This window comes from Pseudomonas sp. CFBP 13719 (assembly GCF_014842095.1).
Lineage (GTDB): Bacteria > Pseudomonadota > Gammaproteobacteria > Pseudomonadales > Pseudomonadaceae > Aquipseudomonas.
Genome location: NZ_JACYVB010000015.1, coordinates 32,331 through 53,071, shown reverse-complemented (window position 1 = coordinate 53,071; position 20,741 = coordinate 32,331). Strand labels below are relative to the sequence as shown.

Sequence of the window (20,741 nt, the reverse complement as noted above, 5' to 3'; positions counted from 1 at the left end):
GTCAAGATTGAATTCCGAAACCCCTATCTGCGTAAGCAGGTAGGGGTTTTGTCTTTTTCGGCTTGATATTGCTCGCCTCGATCTAGAAAAGGCTCTTGCTTAACGGGGGCGGTAACCCATGGCGTGGGCGATGCCATTCCAGTATTGCTCGGTCAGCGTCATGAAGTCATAGAACCCATCTGCCAACGCCACGAATTCATCGTCGTTGCGGCATTCGAGTGTTGCAGCATGGATGGCCTGTATCTTGTGTTCCTTTTCGGCATTGCCGATGTGGACGTAAAAGTACTCGCAGTGTTCGTGGAACTCGTCGTTTGAAGCGTATAGATGCTGGTAGTGCCGCACGCCTTCGTACAAGCGCGTGAGCATGGAAAAGGCCAGCCACTCCTGAGCCAACAGTGTCCCCAGTATGCGCTGACAGCCATGCTCGTCAGGGCGGCGGGTATACAGGGTTTGCTGTTCCTCGAGGAATTGCCGGGTACTGGGCAGTATCAGCTCGTCACTCAGCTTGGTCACCGGCTTGTAGGCAACAGCCACTCGACTGAGTAGATCAGTGAGGAAGTTCTCCAGCAGATGAATGTGTGCTTTTTGCGGCTGGCCGTAGCCATATTCTGAGTACAGGTTCTTGGCGATTTCGACACGCGCACATAGGTTGTCGGTGTGCAGCAGTGAAAATGCAATCATCGTCGGCGTCTGCGAAGTTCTTACCAAATAATTCTTGGCAAACAGGGCCAGCTCGTCAAAAGGCAAGGGTGCGCTCATCCAACGTTCATAGAACGCGTTGTTCAGCGCCCCGTGATGCTGCACAGAGGTTGCAAGTTTCGTGATCTCTTCATAATAACCGGACATTCGCAGCTCCTTATTTGTAACCTGGTGCTTCGAAGTTGCCGTTTGGTTTTTGGTATCAGCTTGGCATTAGCAGTAGAATCCACGGGCAAGGGGACTCGCACAACCAATAAAAAATGAATCAATGATTCACTCGAGGTGTATATGGATATTTCGCAATTGCGCATGCTCACTGCTATCTACAAAGCCGGAAGCATCGTCAAAGCCGCCAAGTCCGTGCACTGCGTACCGTCCAATGTCACTGCCCGCATGAAGGCTCTGGAAGCCGAAGTTGGATGTTGTTTGTTGAATAGAGGAGACAAGGGCGTTGAACTAAGTGCGGCAGGCAAACACCTGCTCGCCCATGCAGAGAAAGTGCTGGAGGCATTTGGCGAGGCACAGTCTTGTTTCAATGATACTAAAAAGCTCGGCGGTACTTTGAAGGTGGGAAGCACAGACTCCTTCGTCAGCACTCAGTTGGCGAGCATTGCTGCAGCATTCGAACGTGAGTATCCGGAGGTTGTATTGGAAGTCGCTACGGCTACCTCGCTAGAACTTTTAGAACAAGTTATCGAAGGAAAGCTGGATATAGCTGTGGTGGCAGTGAATACGACCAACCCAAAGATCATTAGTCAAAGGTTGCCCGGCGAGCGACCGGTATTGGTCTATCCACAACGGTGGTTGCACGACGGGCCTTTGAATCTGAACAACAGAAAACTTCTGGCGTGGCCCAAAGGTTGTCCATTTCAAGCTGTGGCGCAGGTTTGGTGTGACGACTCATTGAAGGGCGTTGAGTGGAGGGTATGTGCGAGTTGGGGAGGCATTTTGACCTGTGTGGAACAAGGTCTGGGCATGGCGGTGGTTCCCAGAGGCGTCTACGACAACTACAGCGCACTAGACGGCCTGGCTGTCTGTGACGCGCTCGAGTTCGACAGGGTTGATCACTATCTGCTGACCCACAAGCGCACTGGCGGTCATCCGGTCAGAGACGGATTCGAACGGATACTATGCGGTACATCCGTACATTCGGGTTGAATGTACGGATGTGTTGCTTCAAGCGAGCGAGGCTATCGTTCCAAAGTCGCAGTGAGGTATTTGCGTTTGCTCAGGCAATGAAGTCGACCGCTGTGGTTTCCTGTGCCTGGATGGGTACACCGAAGCTCTTGATGCTCGGCAGCGTGGCTGTATGGTGCGCGATGATCTGCGCCGCATCGGCATGCGCCTTGGATTGCGTGGTATGGGCGTCGCTTACCAATGTGATCTCATAACCCAGGCCTGCCCCACGACGGACCGTCGTGTCCACACAAAACTCGGTCGCATAGCCGCACACTACCAGGTGTGAAATCTCAGCTTGCTGCAACAGCGGCTGAAGATCGGTCCTGAGGAAAGAGTCTGGCGTGGTCTTGCTGACGTAGTGATCAGTGTCGGCTGTCACGAGCCGGTTGTCGACTTTCCAGCTTTCACTGCCGCGCACCAGAAACTCGCCACTGGCAAGTTCATGCTGAACGAAAATTACCGGAACGTTTTCAGCTCTGGCACGTGCCGTCAGTGTGTTGATGCGTTCAATGACTTCAGCGGCGAAGGCCGGCGCTGGGTTCGCTTGGAACAGGCCTTGTTGTACATCGATGACGATTAGTGCTTTCACGGATTTCAAGTCCTTTGAATGAGATGAGAAGCATCGAACCCACCCCGGCCAACGTGCCGGGCTGAGCACGGGTCAGCCTAAGCGCTTGCGCCTGATGGGTCCATATGCAAAACGTTGACTGCGAGAAACTTCATCCATGCGCAGCTTGATCCAAACGGTGCTACGAGCGCTGCATCTGGATGACCACTTTCCCCTTTGCGCGGCCGCCTTGAACATGGGCCAGGGCATCTGCAGTGGCCTCGAAGTCATAGACCTTGTCGACCACGGGCGTGATGACGCCGGCTTCAATGAGTGAAGCTATCTTCCTGAGCTGACCGCCGTCCGCACGCATGAACACGAAATCATAGGACATGCCCCGTTGCCTGACCTGGCTGCGAATGCGGTAGCTCAATGCACGCATTACTTGTATCAAGGGCCAGCCAAGACCTTGTCTGGCGCCAAATTCCGCAGTCGGTGGGCCTGAAATCGAGATCAGTCGACCGCCACGCTTCAACACCTTCACTGACTTGCCCAATACGTCTGGTCCCAAGCTATTGAGCACAACGTCGTAATCGTGAAGCTGCTCTACGAAGTGCTGAGTCGTGTAGTCGATCACCTGGTCGGCGCCGAGGGCCTTCACCCACTCGAGATTGGCCGTACTGGTGGTAGCGGCGACATAAGCACCCAGGTGTTTGGCGAGTTGTATCGCCACCGTGCCTACACCGCCGGATCCTGCGTGGATCAGAACCTTCTGGCCGGGCGTGACTTGTGCGGTTTCAACCAGGACTTGCCAGGCAGTCAATGCGACCAAGGGCAGCGATGCTGCCTGGACCATGGTCAAGTTCGCAGGTTTTTTAGCCACACAGGATTGATCGATGGCAATGCGTTCGGCGAACGTGCCGATACGTGCTTGATGGGCTCGGGCGAACACATCGTCGCCCGGTTTGAAGCGGGTGACGTTCGTACCCACTTCGAGCACTGTGCCTGCCACATCATTACCCAGTATCAGCGGCAGGGTATAAGGCAGGATGAGCCTGAACTCGCCGTTGCGAATCTTGACATCCAGCGCATTGACGCCCGCCGCGTGTACGTGCACCAGGACATCGTCGGCCGCCAGGGTGGGCTCTGGCATGTCAGCTATCCGGCCGATGACACGTTTGCCGTAACGATCGATTACAAAGGCTTTCATGGGTCATTGCCCGACAGGGGCAGATGTCAGGTAGCGCTCGGCTGGACTCGCCTGGCGTAGATCCGAAAGCAGAAAGCGACGGGCACCTTCCAACGCTTCCCAACGCTCGGCCACGTGCAGCGGTGGGATGGTCACAAGCTCGCGACGGTCGTAGCCCACCAAGGCGGCGTTCACCAGATCCTCCACCTCCATGATTTCCGGCAAGGTTGCAATATCGATCCCGGAGTGCTGCCAGATCTCGGTGCGCGTGGTTGCGGGCAGCACCGCTTGCACGTAGACGCCCTTGGGACCCAGTTCCGCCTGCAGGCCCTGGGACAGGAACAATACGAAGGCTTTGGTGGCGCCGTAGACGGTCATTTGCATTTCCGGGGCGAGCCCTACGACCGAGCCGATGTTGACGATGCTGCCAGCACCCGCTTGAATCAGGCGCGGAGCGATGGCTGCCGCCAAGCGCGTCACTGCGGTGACGTTCAGCGCCAGCAGGCTGTCGAGAGCAGTGACACGCTGTTGCAAAAAACCGCCTGACTGGCCTATGCCGGCATTGTTGATCAAGACCCCGATGCGGGCATCTTCGGTCAAGCGTCGTTCTACTTGCGCAAGGTCTTCAGCGCGGGTGAGGTCAGCCTGGATGACATCGACGTTCACGCCGCTCTCTTCGCGTAACTGTGCAGCCAAGGCGTCCAGCCGTTCGCGATTGCGCGCCACCAGTACCAGTGCGTGGCCACGACTGGCGAAGCGTCGTGCGTAGGTAGCGCCGATGCCGCTGGAGGCGCCGGTGATCAGTACTGTAGGGAGATTGCTCATGGGGATTCATTCCTGGGAGAGACGCGCGGCAAGGATGGGCAGTGACGGCTTTATGATGATGATCGAAATCTAAACGGTCAAGCATTTTGATGTTGATCAACATCAATGTATGCTTGTCACTGGCTCTATTTCATAGGCACCGGCATGAAAGTCACCAAGGCACAGGCGCAGGCCAACCGTGCGCACATCGTTGAAACCGCCTCCACCTTGTTTCGCGAACGGGGTTACGACGGCGTGAGCGTGGCTGATCTGATGGCAGCCGCTGGCTTTACCCACGGCGGTTTCTACAAGCATTTTCGCTCCAAGGCAGACCTCATGAGCGAAGCGGCGGTGTGTGGTTTCGCGCAGATGGAGGCCAGTACCGGTGAGGCGGAACGTGCAACGCTGATCGAGCGCTACCTGTCGCGCGAGCACCGCGACGCACCTGGTGATGGCTGTACCCTTGCCGCATTGTCGGCCGATGCCGCACGGCAGCCCGAAGAGATCAAAGCGGTGTTCGCGCAGGGAATGGAACGGCTTTTGGCCAAAGCGACGCCCGGTGAGCCGGATGCAGACGAGGTTACGCAGCAGACCGCCCGGGCCGAACGCATCAATGCACTGGCGCATCTGGTCGGCGCATTGATGCTCTCCAGAGCCTGTCCGGATGACTCCGCGCTGGCTGACGAGATACTGAAAAGCTGCCGGGTACATGCGTTGGCGCGGGTGGAGGGTTGAGGGGACTGTCTTAACTTTGCGTCTTATGTTCCGTATGAGAAACGTGCTGCGAGGCGCCGTGCTACGCGTATGCCCGACGGCAACTCGAATCTACTTACGTGAGTGTTCACCATGACTTACCCGAACCCCACCACACTGTTCGTAGGCTGGGACGTGGGCGGCTGGAATTGCGATCGAAACCCGGCGAGCCGCGATGCCTTGGTCGTGTTGGACGCTGAGCGTCGACTCGTGGGCAAGCCGTGGCGGGGTAATCTGCGGCAGACGATCAACCAAGCAAGTTCGACAGAGCAATTCGTTGATGGGCTGTTCAGGCTGTGTGAAATAGACCCAGCAGTTCACCAGGCGCCACGCGTGCTTATGGGCATCGACACTCCGCTTGGCTTCTCCAGGCCTTTCATAGACCTCATTACCCGCGGCATCGCCGTGCCCACCGTTGGCGAATCATCCAGCAATCCCTACCTGCACCGCCGCACCGAGCATTTTCTGTTCGAACGCGGGCTTTATCCGTTGTCGCCGATCAAAGACATGATCGGAAGCCAGGCGACCAAGGGCATGCATGTGCTGGGGCGATTTGCGCCCATTCGCGAAGCCTGTGGCGTATGGACGGACGGGCAGATGCTGCGGGCGATCGAAGCCTATCCCTCGGCATGCAAACGGTCGGCGTGTATCGAGGCTTTGCGGGTGCCTTTCCATGTCGAGGGGGCGAGTGTGCCGCGAAGTTTCGTGCCGGGTTTTGAACTTGTCGATGCACAGGATGCGCTGACCTGCGCGCTGCTGGCGTGGGCGTTCGAGCACAGGCCGCAGTGGCTGGCTCAGCCGAGGGCGGATGTCGATCCGGTGGAGGGGTGGATATTTGTGCCGGAGGATGGGTTACGAGCGTAGGCGGTACCGGATCAGAGGTACGAATCCATCCGATAATACCGGCAGGCATCTTTGCCTATCGGGCCGATAGGCTCTTCCAATTTAGCCACGCTGGTGGCTGCCGTTACCCTCAAGGTTTCTTCATAACATAAGAAGCGTGAGGGATTCACTATGAAAATCAGAACCTTATCAGGGTATGCGGTCACGGCGTTGGCCATCGGCATATTTTCGTCATCTGCTTTTGCCGACACCTTGACCCGCGACAACGGTGCCGCCGTTGGTGACAATCAGAATTCACAGACGGCCGGACCCAACGGGCCGGCGTTGCTTCAAGACGTACAGCTATTGCAGAAACTGCAGCGCTTCGACCGCGAACGCATTCCGGAGCGCGTAGTGCATGCCCGTGGTACCGGCGTGCATGGCGAGTTCGTCGCGTCCAGCAACATCAGTGAGTTGACCAAGGCCAAGGTGTTCACGCCAGGAACTCACACACCGGTGTTCGTGCGCTTCTCGTCGGTCGTTCACGGCAACCACTCGCCGGAAACGCTGCGTGACCCACGTGGTTTCGCGACCAAGTTCTATACGGCGGACGGCAACTGGGATCTGGTCGGTAATAACTTCCCGACCTTCTTCATTCGTGATGCCATCAAGTTTCCCGACATGGTGCACGCGTTCAAACCCGATCCGCGTACCAACCTCGACGATGACTCCCGCCGTTTCGACTTCTTCTCCCACGTTCCGGAAGCGACGCGTACGCTCACGCTGCTGTATTCCAATGAGGGCACGCCTGCTGGCTATCGCTTCATGGACGGCAATGGCGTGCACGCCTACAAGTTCGTCAACGACAAGGGCGAAGTGCACTACGTGAAGTTTCACTGGAAGAGCCTGCAAGGTCTGAAGAATCTTGACCCGGAACAGGTCGTGCAAACCCAGGGCAAAGACTACGCGCACATGACTCATGACCTGGTCACCGCAATCAACAAGGGTGATTTCCCCAAGTGGGACTTGTACATCCAGGTGCTCAAGCCTGAGGACCTGGCCAAGTTCGCCTTCGACCCGCTCGACGCGACCAAGATCTGGCCAGAGGTGCCGGAGCAGAAGATCGGGCAGATGGTGCTGAACAAGAACGTCGACAACTTCTTCCAGGAAACCGAACAGGTTGCGATGGCACCGTCCAACGTGGTGCCGGGTATCGAACCGTCTGAAGACCGTCTGCTGCAAGGCCGTGTGTTCTCGTACGCCGATACCCAGATGTACCGCTTGGGCGCCAACGGCATGAGCCTGCCGATCAACCGTCCTCGCGTGACCGTCAATAATGGTAACCAGGATGGTGCCTTGAACAGCGGCCATACCACCGGTGGGGTGAACTACGAGCCGAGCCGTCTTGCGCCGCGCCCCAGTGACGATAGTGCGCGTTATAGCCAAACGGCTTTGAGCGGTACTACCCAACAGGCGAAGATTCAGCGCGAGCAGAATTTCAAACAAGCGGGTGACTTGTACCGCTCCTATTCGCCCAAGGAGCAGCAGGACCTGATCAACAGCTTCGGCGGTTCCCTGGCTGACACTGATACCGAGAGCAAAAACATCATGCTGTCGTATCTGTACAAAGCCGATCCGGCCTATGGCACAGGCGTAACCAAAGTTGCCAACGGCGACTTGGAAAAGGTCAAGCAGTTGGCCGCCAAGCTGCAGGACTGATGCATCCGATCACCGGCCGTGCAACAACGGTCGGTGATCTTCAGGAGCAAAACCTAATGCGCTATTTCATTCCCTGGATCTGCTCGGCGATGATGCTTTCAACGGCGGCCTTCGGCGATGCCGCACCGCCCCCCGATACCCGCCAGCAACTTCGTGAACTGTACTTCGACGCCGCACGTACCGGCAGCACCGACCGTTTGGGCGCGTTCATCGAGGCTCACTATGATTTGGACACCCGCGATGAAAGCGGCTACACCGCACTGATTCTGGCGGCTTATCACGGCCATAAAGATGCCGTGGAACAGTTGCTCGCAGCGGGCGCCAACTCGTGTAGCCAGGACAAGCGCGGCAACACTGCGTTGATGGGGGCGATCTTCAAAGGCGAAGTCAGCATCGCCCATCGGCTACTCGGCGCAGACTGTGCGCCGGACGAGCGTAATAACTCAGGGCAGACGGCGGCGATGTATGCGGCGCTGTTTCAGCGCAAGGATATTCTTGAGGCGTTGGCGGCGAGGGGCGCGGATTTGGATGCGCGGGATGATAGGGGGAATGATGCACGGTCGTTGGGGGAGGGGCGGTTTAGTTCGGCGCCAATACGCTGAGCTGTAGCGCTGGTTTAAGCCGGGCCACATACGCTGCAATCCATCGTCCGTAGAGGGATGCCAACTGCGTACGGGGCAATCGTCGTAAATCTTGACACAAACTTATTGGCCAAACAGTTGCGACCCTCCTGATCTGTCAGTAAGTTCGACCTCCCCACACCAAGGACGGTGTGAATCAAACCGCAAGACTGCCTTGGGCAATTCACGCCTAACTCGATGGCGAAGCCTGCGTTCCATACTTTGACGTTCAGGGAGAACCGATCAATGCCAAAAATCCCAAGCCCGCTGCGGTCCATCATTACCAATCGCTCCAAGCTCGCCGGCCTGTTGATGATCCTTCTGCCCGTATTGCTCGTAACCCTCGACAACACCATCCTCAATTTTGCTCTTCCCAAGATAGCCGTCGCCCTTGGCCCCTCGGCCGCCGAACAGCTATGGGTAATTGATGCCTACTCATTAGTGCTGGCTGGCCTTTTGATTACCATGGGCAGCGTGGGCGATCGCGTCGGCTATCGCCGCTTGCTATGTGTGGGATGTACAGGTTTCGCGGTTATCTCGGCTGCCATTGTGTTCGCCCAACAGGCTTGGCATTTGATCGCAGGGCGCGCGGTACTGGGTTTGTTCGGCGCAATGATTCTACCCGCCACGCTTGCGTTGATCCGGACCGCCTTCGATGACCGAGAAGAAAGGCGTCTTGCCGTCGCGGCATGGGCGACCTGCCTGACATTGGGGGCGGCCGCAGGACCGCTGCTCGGTGGCGTGCTGCTCCAGTTCTTCAGTTGGCAGTCGGTGTTTCTGGTGGCAGTGCCATTCCTGCTGCCGGTCCTGCTGCTATCACCCATGATTGAAGAGTCTCCACGGCAGGCCGGGTTGTCGATCGACTATCCAAGCATCCTACTGAGCCTAGGTGCCATGACAGGAGTGATGCTGTCTCTCAAGCACGTAGCCACGGTGGGTCTGGATACCTACGCAATTGTGGGCATGCTGACAGGCCTTTTGATGGGCATCGCTTTTGTCCGACGCCAACGGGCGCTGGAGGATCCGTTGCTCGACCTGGGGCTGTTCGATTCGAGCGCCTTCAGCATGTCGATCACAGTCAATCTCGTCAGCCTAGGCGCGCTGATCGGGTTCCTCTTTTTCGCTACCCAGCTGTTGCAACTGGTTCTGGGTCTGTCACCCATTGCTGCCAGCTTAGTACTGGTGCCCGGTCAAGTCTGTGCCGTGGCCGCGGGCCTCGCCATTGTGCCGATTGCGCAACGGGTAGCGCCGAATGTCGTGATACCCGCTTGTTTATGTGTGGCAGCTGTGGCGTTTGCAGTCGTGGCGTTGTTCACTGCGACCGCAATGATCGTGGCAGTGGCTTTCGTGTTGCTGAATGCTGCAGTTGCGGCGATTACCAGCGTTTCCAACGACCTTGTACTGAGCGCTGTGCCGGCTGAGAAGGCAGGCAGTGCGTCGTCTGTAAGTGAGACGGCGTATGAGGTCGGGGTGGTGTTGGGGACGACAGTGGTGGGAGGCGCCGTGGCAGCATTGTATCGGTTAAGTCTGGTGTTGCCCGAGGGGGTTGGGGATGAGGCGGACGCTCTTACGGCGACGCTGGGAGGTGCTCATTCACTTGCACAGGATTTACCTGCTGAAGTAGGGAAGGAGTTGGCTCAAGCGGCAAATGCTGCTTTCAGTGAAGGGGTCACAGTGGCGAGTGGTTTGGTCGCTGGATTGATCGTGGTGTTTGCCTTGTATGCATGTCGGGGTTTGCGACGGGGATGACTGGCCTGGATCAGCTTCTGGTTTCGATTTCGATCGGTTTATGGTGACCACTCGAAGGCTTCATCCCCGTTCACCATGTCGTACCTATTGTCCCTCGATGAACTGAAAAGCATCTTGCGCGGCCGATGGGTCAAAAACCCCTGAATTCCCGGCACAAAAAAGGCCGCCCAACGGCGGCCTCTTTCCAGTAAAGCTAGGCGGGACCAACCATCAATCCCAGCTCAAAGCCCCACCCGTCTGATACTCAATAACCCGAGTCTCAAAGAAGTTCTTCTCCTTCTTCAAGTCCATGATCTCGCTCATCCAAGGGAACGGATTGGTAGTCCCTGGATACTCTTCCTTCAACCCAATCTGCGACAACCGACGGTTGGCGATGAACTTGAGGTAGTCCTCCATCATCGCTGCGTTCATGCCCAGCACGCCGCGAGGCATGGTATCGCGGGCGTATTCGATCTCGAGCTGAGTGCCTTGCAGAATCATCTGCGAAGCTTCTTCCTTCAGTTCGGCGTCCCACAGGTGCGGGTTTTCGATCTTGATCTGGTTGATCACGTCGATGCCGAAGTTCAGGTGCATGGATTCGTCGCGCAGGATGTATTGGAACTGCTCCGCGACGCCGGTCATCTTGTTGCGGCGGCCCATGGAGAGGATCTGGGTGAAGCCACAGTAGAAGAAGATGCCTTCGAGTACGCAGTAGTAGCCGATCAGGTTGCGCAGCAGCTCTTTGTCGGTTTCGACGGTGCCGGTGTTGAATTCCGGGTCGGAGATGGCGCGGGTGTACTTGAGGCCCCAGGCGGCTTTTTTAGCGACCGATGGGATCTCGTGGTACATGTTGAAGATTTCGCCTTCGTCCATGCCCAAGGATTCGATGCAGTACTGGTAGGCGTGGGTGTGGATGGCTTCTTCGAAGGCCTGGCGCAGGATGTACTGGCGGCACTCCGGGTTGGTGATCAGGCGGTACACGGCCAGGGCCAGGTTGTTGGCGACCAGGGAGTCGGCGGTGCTGAAGAAGCCCAGGTTGCGCATGACGATGCGGCGTTCGTCGTCGGTCAGGCCTTCCGGATTTTTCCAGAGGGCGATGTCGGCGTTCATGTTGACTTCTTGCGGCATCCAGTGGTTTGCGCAACCGTCCAGGTACTTCTGCCAGGCCCAGTCGTACTTGAAGGGTACGAGTTGGTTGAGGTCGGCGCGGCAGTTGATCATGCGCTTTTCGTCGACGGCGACGCGGGCGGCGGAGCCTTCGAGCTCGGCCAGGCCTTCGGCGATGTCGAGTTTGTTCAGGGCGGCCTTGGCGCGGGCTACGGCAGCGGAGTCGCTGGCGCTGGCGGCGCGGGCTTCTTGGGCGGCGGCACCGCCGGCGCTGTCAAGCTTGTCCATCGCAGCTTCGCTGGCGTGGCCGGCGTTGGCGCCTTTGGCGGGTTCGGCTGCGTCTTCTTTGTCGAATTCGTCCCAGCTCAGCATGGGGGAGGCTCCTGCTCGAGGCCGCTGTGGGCGGCTGATGAATTTAGAAATCTGATTGCCGAGGTTGCGTGGCGCAAGCTGGCTTTGTGTGCGTGTTGCGTCGCCGGGTCCAGGCTTTTTCAGCGTGGTGCCCTGGCGGGGGCTATCAACGATCCGGTTGGAGCGCGCTGAGACGCTGACTTCGCGGGCAAGCTTCGGTCGAGGTGCTCGTGCCGGCTTCGATGTCGCGATGGGTCATGTCTCAGGTCCTTGAAGTGGGCGGCGATTATAGGGTTTTTTGCCTGCTCGTGTTCACGCCAGGACACAAAAAAACCGCTGAAACCGGTATTTCTTACAACCTTGGTGCCAGTCGTCCGGCCTAGGACCTATAAGCCCCGACTCGGACCCAAAATCGCCTATGTGGTGGTTTTGGTAAGAAGTGGACACAGGATATAGGCTTGAGTTCGGGTTGCAAACCCAATGAGCTGGTTAGAAATCAGCCAGAGTTTCGCTGTGCTGGGCGCAAAACCTTGCCCTGCTTGGCTTGCAGCAAATGCAACCGTTTCAAGTTTTTTTATGGTTCTGTGAAGGAGTCGATGAGCGGCAAGAAGGCAAGTGCGACGGCGTTTATTTCGCCGTCGATTCGCTCATTCCTGACTTACGGCTTATTTTCTGCCTGTAATCACCGCGCGCATCGGCGCCGGCAGGCCTTCGACGGTTTTGCTGTGGTCGTCGGGATCGAGGAAGTCGCTCAGCGACTGGAACTTCATCCATTCGGTGCCGCGTTGCTCGGCCATGGTGGTGATGCTCACGTCCACGCATTTCACGTCGGTGAAGCCCGCGCGGCGCACCCACCTTTCCAGGGCTGGGACGGAAGGCAGGAACCAGACGTTGCGCATCTGCGCGTAGCGGTCTTCGGGGACCAGCACCTGGTGCTCGTCGCCGGGTACCACCAGTGTTTCGAGGACCAGTTCGCCGCCTTTGACCAGGCAGTCCTTGAGCGCCAACAGGTGCTCGATGGGTGAGCGACGGTGGTAGAACACGCCCATGGAAAACACCGTGTCGAAGCCTTCCAGGCCGGCGGGCAGGTCTTCCAGGGCGAAGGGCAGGTGCCAGGCGGGGAGGTCGGGCAGGTAGCGTTGCACGGCCTGAAACTGGCAGAAGAACAGCCAGTTGGGGTCGACGCCAATGACGCTGTCGGCACCGGCGCCGAGCATGCGCCACTGGTAGTAACCGTTGCCGCAGCCGACGTCGAGCACGCGTTTGCCGCGCAGGTCGAGGTGGGGGGCGACGCGGTCCCATTTCCAGTCCGAGCGCCATTCGGTGTCGACGTGGACGCCGAACAGGTCGAAGGGGCCTTTGCGCCACGGGGACAGGCCCATCAGGGCGGCGCGCATTTGATCGCGGGTAGCCGCGTTGTCGGCGCAGTCCAGGCGTAGGCCGTTGACCAGGTCGATGTCGCAGGCGGTTACCGCGGGCAGAGCGTCGAGTGCGCTCTGCCAGCGCTGGAGGTCGCCGTGGCCTTTTTCCATCTTGGTGTCGAGCTGGGCCTGCAGGCCATTGGCCCAGTTGGCCAGCGGGGTGTTGGCCTGGCGGCGAACGAGCGGGGACAGGTCAATCATGGCAGGGCGATCATCGAGGCGAAGTTGAGGCATTGGAACCAGGGCACGACCTTGCTGAAGCCGGCGGCGAGCAGGCGATCGCGGTTTTCTTCGAGGCTGTCGGGCTTCATGACGTTTTCAATGGCGCTGCGTTTCTGCGCGATTTCCAGGTCGCTGTAGCCGTTGGCGCGTTTGAAGGCGATGTGCAGGTCGGTGAGCAGGTCGTGTTGTTGGTCGTCTTCGAAGCGCAGTTTTTCCGAGAGGATCAGTGCGCCGCCGGGGACCAGGGCCTGATGGATGCGGGTGAGCAGTTCCAGGCGCTGGGCCGGGGGGATGAACTGCAGGGTGAAATTGAGCGCGATGACTGATGCGGGCTTGAAGTCCAGGGCCAGGATGTCGCCCTCGATGACGTCGACCGGGAGCAGTTCCTGAAACATGGAGTTCTGCGCGTTGAGGTATTCGCGGCAGCGCTCGACCATGGCCTGGGAGTTGTCGATGGCGATCACCTGGCAGCCTTCGGCGCGCACGTGGCGGCGCAAGGCTTGGGTGACGGCGCCCAGGGAGCTGCCCAGATCGTAGAGTGTGGTGTTGGGCTGGGCGAATTGCGCCGCGAGCACGCCGATGTTTTCGACGATGGTGGGGTAGCCTGGGACCGAGCGTTTGATCATGTCCGGGAACACGCGCACCACGTCTTCGTTGAAGGCGAAGTCGGGGACCTGGCTCAGGGGCTGGGCGAATAGGCGGTCGGGCTCTTTGCTCACGGGGCGATCCAGGCGGGTTGCGGGAAATCGGGGCGGCATTTTAGCGGATGTAGGGCGGGGGTGCATTTTTTGTGGGATGTGCGGTGTGTCAGTTGAACCGCGGCGCCTGTTTCGCGGCCGATGACCGCTCCTACGGGGGGATGACGATTCCTGTAGGAGCGGTCTGTGGCCGCGAAGGGCCCCGCGGTGTGTCAGCTGAACCGCGGTGCCTGTTTCGCGGCCGATGACCGCTCCTACGGGGGGGATGACGATTCCTGTAGGAGCGGTNCAGGTGAACCGCGGTGCCTGGTTCGCGGCCGATGACCGCTCCTACGGATTATTTTACGGTGATGTCGCAGCTGAAGGTTTGGGCTGGGGGGATTTCCGGGGCCCAGGGTTGCTGTAGCACTAGCATCAGGTGACCTTTGCCAGGGGTGCGCGCCTGAAAGCGCCAGGTGGATTGCCCGGCGGCTCCGACCACACCGGCCTCTTCGGGATGGCTGTAGACCTCTGGCCCAAGGCCGCGCAAAACGCTCGCGCCCGGATTCTGAACCAACCAGCGGTAGCCGGTGCTGGGGTTGGTGGGCAATTGCAGGGTGATGGTCTGGTCGACGCTGAGGAAAACCGGGCACTGGCTCTGACTTTCCAGCACGACGCTGTGAAGCGGTTGCTGGGCGCAGGCCGTGAGCGCGGCAAGGCTGGCGGGCAGTATCAGGCGGACGACGGACATGGTGGCTCCGAACGGACGAGGATCTGGAAAGCATAACCCAGTTCGTCGAATGTGCAGGGGTGAGGCACCTGAGCCGCGTTTGGGGAGATTGTGGTGAGTCTGGTAGGGCGGTGGTGGGGCCGGACGCGGCTCGCGCCGCTGCTACAGGGGATTGTGTTGTTTGGAGGTGTTGTAGCCACCGCGCGCGCCGCGTTAGGACGCGAGAGGTGTGGAGGATGAGGCCGTTGTAGCAGCGGCGCGAGCCGCGTCAGGGCGCAAGGGTGTGGCGGATGAGGCCGTTGTAGCAGCGGCGCGAGCCGCGTCAGTGCGCAAGGGGTGTGGCGGATGGGGCCGTCGTAGCAGCGGCGCGAGCCGCGTCAGGGCGCAAGGGGTGTGGCGGATGGGGCCGTCGTAGCAGCGGCGCGAGCCGCGTCAAGGCGCAAGGGTGTGGCGGATGAGGCCGTTGTAGCAGCGGCGCGAGCCGCGTCGGCGGTAGATGAGGTGTGTCTGAGCAGACGCGATGCCCCCTGACGCGGCTTGCGCCGCTGCTACAGGGGGTGGATGGGTCAGAAGAGGATCTTGGCGACGTCGGCAAAACGTTTGGCGAAGTGCACGGTGATGCCCTGCTTGAGGTAGTCCGGCAGCTCTTCGAAATTGCCCCGGTTTGGCTCGGGCAAAATCAACTCCATGATCTTCTGCCGCCGTGCGGCGATGACTTTTTCGCGCACGCCACCGATCGGCAGCACGTGCCCGGTCAAGGTCAGCTCGCCGGTCATGGCCACGCCTTTCTTCGGCGCCTGGTCGCGGGCCAGGGACAGCAGCGCGCTGGCCATGGTCACACCCGCGCTCGGGCCGTCCTTGGGCGTGGCGCCTTCAGGTACGTGCAAGTGCACGAAGGCCTCGTCGAAGAATTTGGAGTCCGCGCCGAACTGCGCAAGGTTGGAGCTGACGTAGCTGTAGGCAATTTCTGCCGACTCCTTCATCACCTCGCCCAATTGCCCGGTCAGCTTGAAGCCCCGGTTCAGGGTATGGATACGTGTCGCCTCGATCGGCAAGGTGGCGCCACCCATGCTGGTCCAGGCCAGGCCGGTGATCACGCCCTTGCCCGACAGCACCTGCTCGCTGCGGAACACCGGCATGCCCAGGGAGGCTTCAAGGTCCTTGGGTACCAGCTTGATCGGCACGTCGGGCTTGTCGATCAACTGCACCACTGCTTTGCGCACCAGTTTGCCCAGCTGTTTTTCCAGCTGGCGCACACCGGCCTCGCGGGCATAGCCTTCGATCACCGTGCGCAGCGCACTGTCGCTGATGGTCAGGCGGTTCTTGTCGACACCGGCCTTGGCCAGTTGCTTGGGCCACAGATGGCGCTTGGCAATGGCCATTTTCTCTTCGGTGATGTAGCCGGACAGGCGGATCACTTCCATACGGTCGAGCAGCGGGCCGGGGATGGAGTCCAGGGTGTTGGCAGTACATACGAACAGCACCTTGGACAGGTCCAGGCGCAGATCCAGGTAGTGGTCGAGGAAGTCGACGTTCTGTTCCGGGTCCAACGTCTCCAGCAGCGCCGACGCCGGGTCGCCCTGGAAGCTTTGGCCCATCTTGTCGATCTCGTCGAGCATGATCACCGGGTTCATCACCTCGACGTCCTTGAGCGCCTGCACCAGCTTGCCCGGCTGGGCGCCGATGTAGGTGCGGCGATGGCCCTTGATCTCGGCTTCGTCACGCATGCCGCCGACGCTGAAGCGATAGAAAGGACGACCCAGCGATTCGGCGATGGACTTGCCGACGCTGGTCTTGCCCACGCCCGGCGGGCCCACCAGCAGCACGATGGAGCCGCTGATCTCACCTTTGTAGGCGCCCACGGCGAGAAATTCGATGATGCGCGTCTTGATGTCGTCGAGGCCGGCATGGTGCTGGTCGAGCACCTTGCGCGCATGCTTCAGATCGAGCTTGTCCTTGCCGTACACACCCCATGGCAGGGCAGTGGCCCAATCCAGATAGTTGCGCGTGACGGCGTATTCCGGCGAGCCGGTTTCCAGGATCGACAGCTTCTGCATTTCCTCGTCGATGCGCTTCTGCGCGGCGGGCGGCAAGGTCTTGTCCTGCAGACGCTGCTGGAACTGCTCGACGTCGGCGCTGCGATCGTCCTTGGTCAGGCCCAGCTCCTGCTGGATGACCTTGAGTTGTTCCTTGAGGAAGAACTCGCGCTGGTGCTCGCCGATCTTCTTGTTCACTTCGGCGGAGATTTCTTTCTGCAGCCGCGCGACTTCGACTTCCTTGCGCAGCATCGGCAGGACTTTTTCCATGCGCCGCAGCATCGGCACGCAGTCGAGTACGCCCTGCAGCTCGTTGCCCGTGGCCGAGGTGAGCGCGGCGGCGAAGTCGGTCAGCGGCGACGGGTCGTTGGGGCTGAAGCGATTGAGATAATTCTTCAGCTCTTCGCTGTACAGCGGGTTGAGCGGCAGCAGCTCCTTGATGGCATTGATCAGCGCCATGCCGTAGGCCTTGACCTCGTCGGTGGGCTCGATGGGCTGCTGCGGGTATTCGACTTCCACCAGATACGGCGGGCGATGGTGCTTGAGCCAGGTGCGGATTCGCACGCGCGACAGCCCCTGCGCGACGAACTGCAGCTTGCCGTTTTCGCGGCTGGCGTGGTGGATTTTCACCAAAGTGCCGTACAGCGGCAGGCTGGAGGTATCGAAATGACGGTGATCGTCGGGCGGGGTGTCCATGAAGAACAGCGCCAGCGAGTGGTGCTCGGTGTTGGAGACCAGGTCCAGGGTTTCTGCCCAAGGCTCTTCGTTGACGATGACCGGCAGCACCTGCGCGGGGAAGAACGGGCGGTTGTGGATCGGGATGACGTAGACCTTGTCCGGCAGGTTCTGCCCAGGCAGGGCCAGCTCGGTGCTGGAGTGGGTCGAGTGCTCGATGTGCTCGTTGTCCAGATCTTCGGACGGATTCTCGTTGGATTCCTGCTGGTCGCTCATGGGGCACCTGCGTCAATGACTATGCTGCTTAGATGGGGCGGGGTGCGACTGGTTTCAATGGTTGCACTGAAGCTTTGCAGCCGGCTGCCGATAAGGTTGTAACCGGGCTTGTGGCCCAAGCGGGCCGCGGCAGGCCACACTTCCATCCGTCAGGTAAATTTCATGATCAGGTTTGGCGCCTTGCTCGGCAGTTTCGTCCTCAGCACGTGGGTCAGCGCGGCCTCCTTCGAGGCACGTATCACCCAGGCCGACGGCAAGCCGCTGGCCGACGCGGTGCTCAGCCTGTCCGGGGGGCCGGCGGCCGCCGGATCCAGGCAGGCCACGGCGATCATGGACCAGCGCGCGCAGAAGTACCTGCCGCACGTGCTGGCAGTGGCCACCGGTACCTCGGTTTCATTCCCCAACAGCGACAATATCCGCCATCAGGTGTATTCCTTTTCGCCCGCCAAGCGCTTCGAGCTGCGGCTTTATGAAGGCACGCCGAGCCAGCCGGAGCTGTTCGACAAGGCCGGCGTCGTGGTCCTGGGTTGCAATATTCACGACTGGATGCTTGGCTATATCTATGTCACCGATGACCCCTGGTTCGCCGTCAGCGACGAGCAAGGGCGCGTGCGTTTCGATCAATTACCCGCGGGCCGCTACCAAGTGAGCCTGTGGCATCCGCGCAGCGTGGATGCGCAAGTACAGCCAGGAGGCGAGATCGACATGACGGCTACGGCCATGACGCAGAACTACACGCTGAAGGTCGAGGCGACGGCGGACGATGCTGCGCAGGAGCCGGCGACCGGCGCTTTCAGCGATGCATTCAAAAAGGCTGCCGGTGAAGCTGCGCAATAGTTTCCAGGCGCGCATCGCCTGCGTACTCATTCTGCTGCTGTCAGTGGTAGTGGGGGCGTTGACCGTGGCCGTGAAAGTGGCCACCAACGATGCCGTGCGCGCCCAGGCCCGCGAGCAGCTGCAAGTGGGCACGCGAGTGTTCGAGCGTCTGCTGGATGTGCGCGGTCGGCGCCTGCGCGACGGCGTGCAGTTGCTGGCTGCCGACTTCGGTTTCCGCGATGCGGTGTCCAGCGGCGACTCGCCGACCATCCGTTCGGCGCTGCAGAATCAGGGCGCGCGCATCGGCGCCACCGACATGTTCGTGTTGGGCATGGACGGTCGGGTACTGGCCAGCACCGTGGATCAGGTCCCCACCGGCAGCGTGTTTCCCTACGACACGGCGCTGCGCGAAGCGCGTCGAACCAGCCAGTCGATGCTGTTCGTGCCGTTGCAGGGGTTACCGCATTTGCTGGTGGAAGCGCCGGTGCTGGCACCGCTGCCGATCGCGCGGGTGGTGATGGGTTTCAGCATGGATGTGACCCTTGCCCAGGAATTGCACTCGCTGACCAACTTGCAGGTGTCCTTCCTGACCACCGAGGCCGGCAAGGTCGGCACGCTGGTGAGCACCCAGCCGACCGAATTGTCCGCCAGCATCAGTCAATGGATGCAGGTCAATGAATCGGCGGCGCAACACATTTCCCTTTCCGAACACAACGATCGTACCTACCTCAGCCAGCCCTTGTTGCTGGCCAGCAGCAGTGGCCCGGAGGGCGGAAAGGTCATGGCGCTGCTGCAGAGCCCGCTGGACGAGGCGATGCGCGCGTTCGTCGCCCTGGATCGCAATATCTTCGGCATTGCCTTCGCTGCATTGCTGGCCTCCCTGGTGGGTGCCTTGCTGCTGGCGCGCAGTGTCTCGCTGCCGGTGCAGAGCCTGGCGCGGGCCGCCGGGCGCATTGGCCATGGCGACTACCAGACCGACGTACCGCTGGACCGCACCGACGAACTGGGCGTGCTGGCCCAGGCCATCAGTCGCATGCAGGCCGGGATTGCCGAGCGCGAGCTGCAACTGGCCCACAATGCCTTGCACGATGCCCTGACCGGCTTGCCCAACCGCACGCTGGCGATGGAGCGACTGGGCAGCGCCATTGCCGCCGACCGCCCGATCGGCCTGCTGTACATCGGGATCGACAATTTGCGTGAACTCAGTGAAAGCGGCGGACCGACCTTCGTCGACAAACTGCTCCAGCAAGTCGCGCAGACCCTGCTGGAACTGGTGCGACCCGGCGACACGGTGGCGCACCTGATCACCGACGAATTCCTCCTGCTGCTGGAAAACCTCGACAGCGACAGCGCCGTGGCAGTAGCCGACAAACTGCAACAGGTGCTGCTGCAACCCCACCGTTTCGGTGGCCACGACGTTGCCATCGACTGCCGTATCGGCATCGCGGCCTTTCCCTCCGACGGCCTGAGTGCCGAGGAGCTGCTGGCGCGCTCGGCAATCGCGATGAAAGACGCCGCCGACATGCCGGGTCGCCTGCAGGTGTATCAGCACGGTCGTGACCTCGCGCATCAGCGTCAGGTGCGGCTGATCCGCGACCTGCGTCGGGCCGCCGCGAACAACGAGTTGTCCCTGCACTACCAGCCCAAGCTGGACCTGCGAGACAAGCAGGTACGCCAGGCCGAAGCCTTGCTGCGTTGGCAGCATCCACAGTTGGGCAATGTCTCGCCTGGTGAATTCATCGAGCTGGCCGAGCGCACCGGCAGTATCCAGACGCTGACCCGGTGGGTCATCGAGGAAGGCATTCGACAGTTGAGCGAATGGAGCACGCGCGGCCTGGTCGTGCAGTTGTCGCTGAACATCTCGGCGGACGACCTGCTGGGTTCGGACCTGCCTGAGCGGGTCGTGCGCCTCCTGGGTCTGCACCAGGTGCCGGCCGAGCAGTTGATTTTCGAGATCACCGAAAGCGCGATCATGCGCGAGCCCGAGAAGGCATTGAAGGTGCTCAACAGCTTGCGCGACTGCGGTATCAGCTTGTCTGTCGACGACTTCGGCACCGGTTATTCGTCGCTGGCCCACCTCAAGCGTCTGCCGGTGCAGGAGCTCAAGATCGACCAGTCGTTCGTGCGCAACCTCGACGAGACCAGCGAGGATGCGGTGATCGTGCGGTCCACCATCGAAATGAGCCACAACCTGGGCCTCAAAGTGGTGGCCGAGGGCGTCGAATACGAACACAGCCTGCGCTTGCTCGAACGTTGGAACTGCGACACCGCCCAGGGCTATCTGATCAGCCGGCCGCTGACCGCTGTCGCGTTCGAAGCCTGGATGCAGCAATCCTCGTCCATTTCAATTGCCGTGGTTCATTGATGTCA

General features: G+C 60.1%; 17 protein-coding genes. 8 read left to right on the top strand and 9 right to left on the bottom strand.

Annotation, left to right across the window (positions count from 1 at the left end):
* Window positions 1-99: 99 nt before the first annotated feature.
* On the bottom strand, window positions 100-846 hold the full coding sequence (locus tag IFT57_RS26395; protein ID WP_192153182.1) for an iron-containing redox enzyme family protein: 747 nt from the start codon (window positions 844-846) through the stop codon (window positions 100-102).
* 141 nt (window positions 847-987) lie between these two features.
* Here IFT57_RS26395 and IFT57_RS26390 point away from each other — a divergent pair, with 141 nt between their 5' ends.
* Entirely contained in the window at window positions 988-1,857 is an 870-nt protein-coding gene (locus tag IFT57_RS26390; RefSeq protein WP_192153181.1) for a LysR family transcriptional regulator, read from the top strand.
* A 70-nt stretch (window positions 1,858-1,927) separates the two neighbouring features.
* Here IFT57_RS26390 and IFT57_RS26385 read toward each other — a convergent pair whose 3' ends face one another.
* From IFT57_RS26385 to IFT57_RS26375, 3 genes are all read right to left on the bottom strand, one after another.
* Window positions 1,928-2,467, bottom strand: coding sequence for an isochorismatase family protein (locus IFT57_RS26385; protein WP_192153190.1), 540 nt, complete (start codon window positions 2,465-2,467; stop codon window positions 1,928-1,930).
* 160 nt (window positions 2,468-2,627) lie between these two features.
* Window positions 2,628-3,635 (bottom strand): NADP-dependent oxidoreductase, encoded by a 1,008-nt coding sequence (locus IFT57_RS26380; RefSeq protein WP_192153180.1) that lies wholly within the window; start codon window positions 3,633-3,635, stop codon window positions 2,628-2,630.
* Window positions 3,636-3,638: 3 nt separating this feature from the next.
* Window positions 3,639-4,439, bottom strand: coding sequence for an SDR family NAD(P)-dependent oxidoreductase (locus IFT57_RS26375; RefSeq protein WP_192153179.1), 801 nt, complete (start codon window positions 4,437-4,439; stop codon window positions 3,639-3,641).
* 144 nt (window positions 4,440-4,583) lie between these two features.
* On the opposite strand from IFT57_RS26375, the gene IFT57_RS26370 reads away from it, so the two are divergent.
* The 5 genes from IFT57_RS26370 (at window position 4,584) to IFT57_RS26350 (ending at window position 10,081) form a co-directional block, all read left to right on the top strand.
* Window positions 4,584-5,153: a TetR family transcriptional regulator gene (locus IFT57_RS26370; RefSeq protein WP_192153178.1), complete on the top strand. Its 570-nt coding sequence runs from the start codon at window positions 4,584-4,586 to the stop codon at window positions 5,151-5,153.
* Window positions 5,154-5,264: 111 nt separating this feature from the next.
* A complete protein-coding gene (locus tag IFT57_RS26365; RefSeq protein WP_192153177.1) occupies window positions 5,265-6,035 on the top strand; it encodes a hypothetical protein in 771 nt (256 codons plus the stop codon).
* A 150-nt stretch (window positions 6,036-6,185) separates the two neighbouring features.
* Window positions 6,186-7,712: a catalase KatB gene (gene katB / locus IFT57_RS26360; RefSeq protein WP_192153176.1), complete on the top strand. Its 1,527-nt coding sequence runs from the start codon at window positions 6,186-6,188 to the stop codon at window positions 7,710-7,712.
* Window positions 7,713-7,768: 56 nt separating this feature from the next.
* Window positions 7,769-8,314 (top strand): ankyrin repeat domain-containing protein, encoded by a 546-nt coding sequence (locus tag IFT57_RS26355; RefSeq protein ID WP_192153189.1) that lies wholly within the window; start codon window positions 7,769-7,771, stop codon window positions 8,312-8,314.
* A 264-nt stretch (window positions 8,315-8,578) separates the two neighbouring features.
* Window positions 8,579-10,081, top strand: coding sequence for an MFS transporter (locus IFT57_RS26350; RefSeq protein ID WP_192153175.1), 1,503 nt, complete (start codon window positions 8,579-8,581; stop codon window positions 10,079-10,081).
* 210 nt (window positions 10,082-10,291) lie between these two features.
* Here IFT57_RS26350 and IFT57_RS26345 read toward each other — a convergent pair whose 3' ends face one another.
* The 5 genes from IFT57_RS26345 to lon form a co-directional block, all read right to left on the bottom strand.
* Window positions 10,292-11,539 (bottom strand): ribonucleotide-diphosphate reductase subunit beta, encoded by a 1,248-nt coding sequence (locus IFT57_RS26345; protein ID WP_122476712.1) that lies wholly within the window; start codon window positions 11,537-11,539, stop codon window positions 10,292-10,294.
* Between the two features lie 644 nt (window positions 11,540-12,183).
* Complete coding sequence (gene cmoB, locus IFT57_RS26340) at window positions 12,184-13,140, bottom strand: tRNA 5-methoxyuridine(34)/uridine 5-oxyacetic acid(34) synthase CmoB (RefSeq protein ID WP_192153174.1); 957 nt, start codon at window positions 13,138-13,140, stop codon at window positions 12,184-12,186.
* A complete protein-coding gene (gene cmoA / locus IFT57_RS26335; protein ID WP_185794223.1) occupies window positions 13,137-13,919 on the bottom strand; it encodes a carboxy-S-adenosyl-L-methionine synthase CmoA in 783 nt (260 codons plus the stop codon). Before cmoA ends, cmoB begins: the two co-directional genes overlap by 4 nt.
* Window positions 13,920-14,196: 277 nt before the next feature.
* Window positions 14,197-14,589 carry a protease inhibitor I42 family protein gene (locus tag IFT57_RS26330; RefSeq protein ID WP_192153173.1) on the bottom strand — a complete coding sequence of 131 codons (393 nt, stop codon included), beginning with the start codon at window positions 14,587-14,589 and terminating at the stop codon, window positions 14,197-14,199.
* A 545-nt stretch (window positions 14,590-15,134) separates the two neighbouring features.
* On the bottom strand, window positions 15,135-17,555 hold the full coding sequence (lon, locus tag IFT57_RS26325) for an endopeptidase La (RefSeq protein ID WP_122476705.1): 2,421 nt from the start codon (window positions 17,553-17,555) through the stop codon (window positions 15,135-15,137).
* A 162-nt stretch (window positions 17,556-17,717) separates the two neighbouring features.
* Here lon and IFT57_RS26320 point away from each other — a divergent pair, with 162 nt between their 5' ends.
* Together IFT57_RS26320 and IFT57_RS26315 are read left to right on the top strand one after the other, a co-directional pair.
* Window positions 17,718-18,392, top strand: coding sequence for a methylamine utilization protein (locus IFT57_RS26320; RefSeq protein WP_192153172.1), 675 nt, complete (start codon window positions 17,718-17,720; stop codon window positions 18,390-18,392).
* Window positions 18,376-20,736 carry an EAL domain-containing protein gene (locus IFT57_RS26315; RefSeq protein WP_192153171.1) on the top strand — a complete coding sequence of 787 codons (2,361 nt, stop codon included), beginning with the start codon at window positions 18,376-18,378 and terminating at the stop codon, window positions 20,734-20,736. Before IFT57_RS26320 ends, IFT57_RS26315 begins: the two co-directional genes overlap by 17 nt.
* Window positions 20,737-20,741 lie beyond the last annotated feature (5 nt).

Coding starts and splice junctions, on each gene's coding strand:
- IFT57_RS26395 (WP_192153182.1), bottom strand. CDS start 846: ATGTCCGGTTATTATGAAGAGATCACGAAACTTGCAACCTCTGTGCAG.
- IFT57_RS26390 (WP_192153181.1), top strand. CDS start 988: ATGGATATTTCGCAATTGCGCATGCTCACTGCTATCTACAAAGCCGGA.
- IFT57_RS26380 (WP_192153180.1), bottom strand. CDS start 3,635: ATGAAAGCCTTTGTAATCGATCGTTACGGCAAACGTGTCATCGGCCGG.
- IFT57_RS26375 (WP_192153179.1), bottom strand. CDS start 4,439: ATGAGCAATCTCCCTACAGTACTGATCACCGGCGCCTCCAGCGGCATC.
- IFT57_RS26370 (WP_192153178.1), top strand. CDS start 4,584: ATGAAAGTCACCAAGGCACAGGCGCAGGCCAACCGTGCGCACATCGTT.
- IFT57_RS26365 (WP_192153177.1), top strand. CDS start 5,265: ATGACTTACCCGAACCCCACCACACTGTTCGTAGGCTGGGACGTGGGC.
- katB (WP_192153176.1), top strand. CDS start 6,186: ATGAAAATCAGAACCTTATCAGGGTATGCGGTCACGGCGTTGGCCATC.
- IFT57_RS26355 (WP_192153189.1), top strand. CDS start 7,769: ATGCGCTATTTCATTCCCTGGATCTGCTCGGCGATGATGCTTTCAACG.
- IFT57_RS26350 (WP_192153175.1), top strand. CDS start 8,579: ATGCCAAAAATCCCAAGCCCGCTGCGGTCCATCATTACCAATCGCTCC.
- IFT57_RS26345 (WP_122476712.1), bottom strand. CDS start 11,539: ATGCTGAGCTGGGACGAATTCGACAAAGAAGACGCAGCCGAACCCGCC.
- cmoB (WP_192153174.1), bottom strand. CDS start 13,140: ATGATTGACCTGTCCCCGCTCGTTCGCCGCCAGGCCAACACCCCGCTG.
- cmoA (WP_185794223.1), bottom strand. CDS start 13,919: ATGCCGCCCCGATTTCCCGCAACCCGCCTGGATCGCCCCGTGAGCAAA.
- IFT57_RS26330 (WP_192153173.1), bottom strand. CDS start 14,589: ATGTCCGTCGTCCGCCTGATACTGCCCGCCAGCCTTGCCGCGCTCACG.
- lon (WP_122476705.1), bottom strand. CDS start 17,555: ATGAGCGACCAGCAGGAATCCAACGAGAATCCGTCCGAAGATCTGGAC.
- IFT57_RS26320 (WP_192153172.1), top strand. CDS start 17,718: ATGATCAGGTTTGGCGCCTTGCTCGGCAGTTTCGTCCTCAGCACGTGG.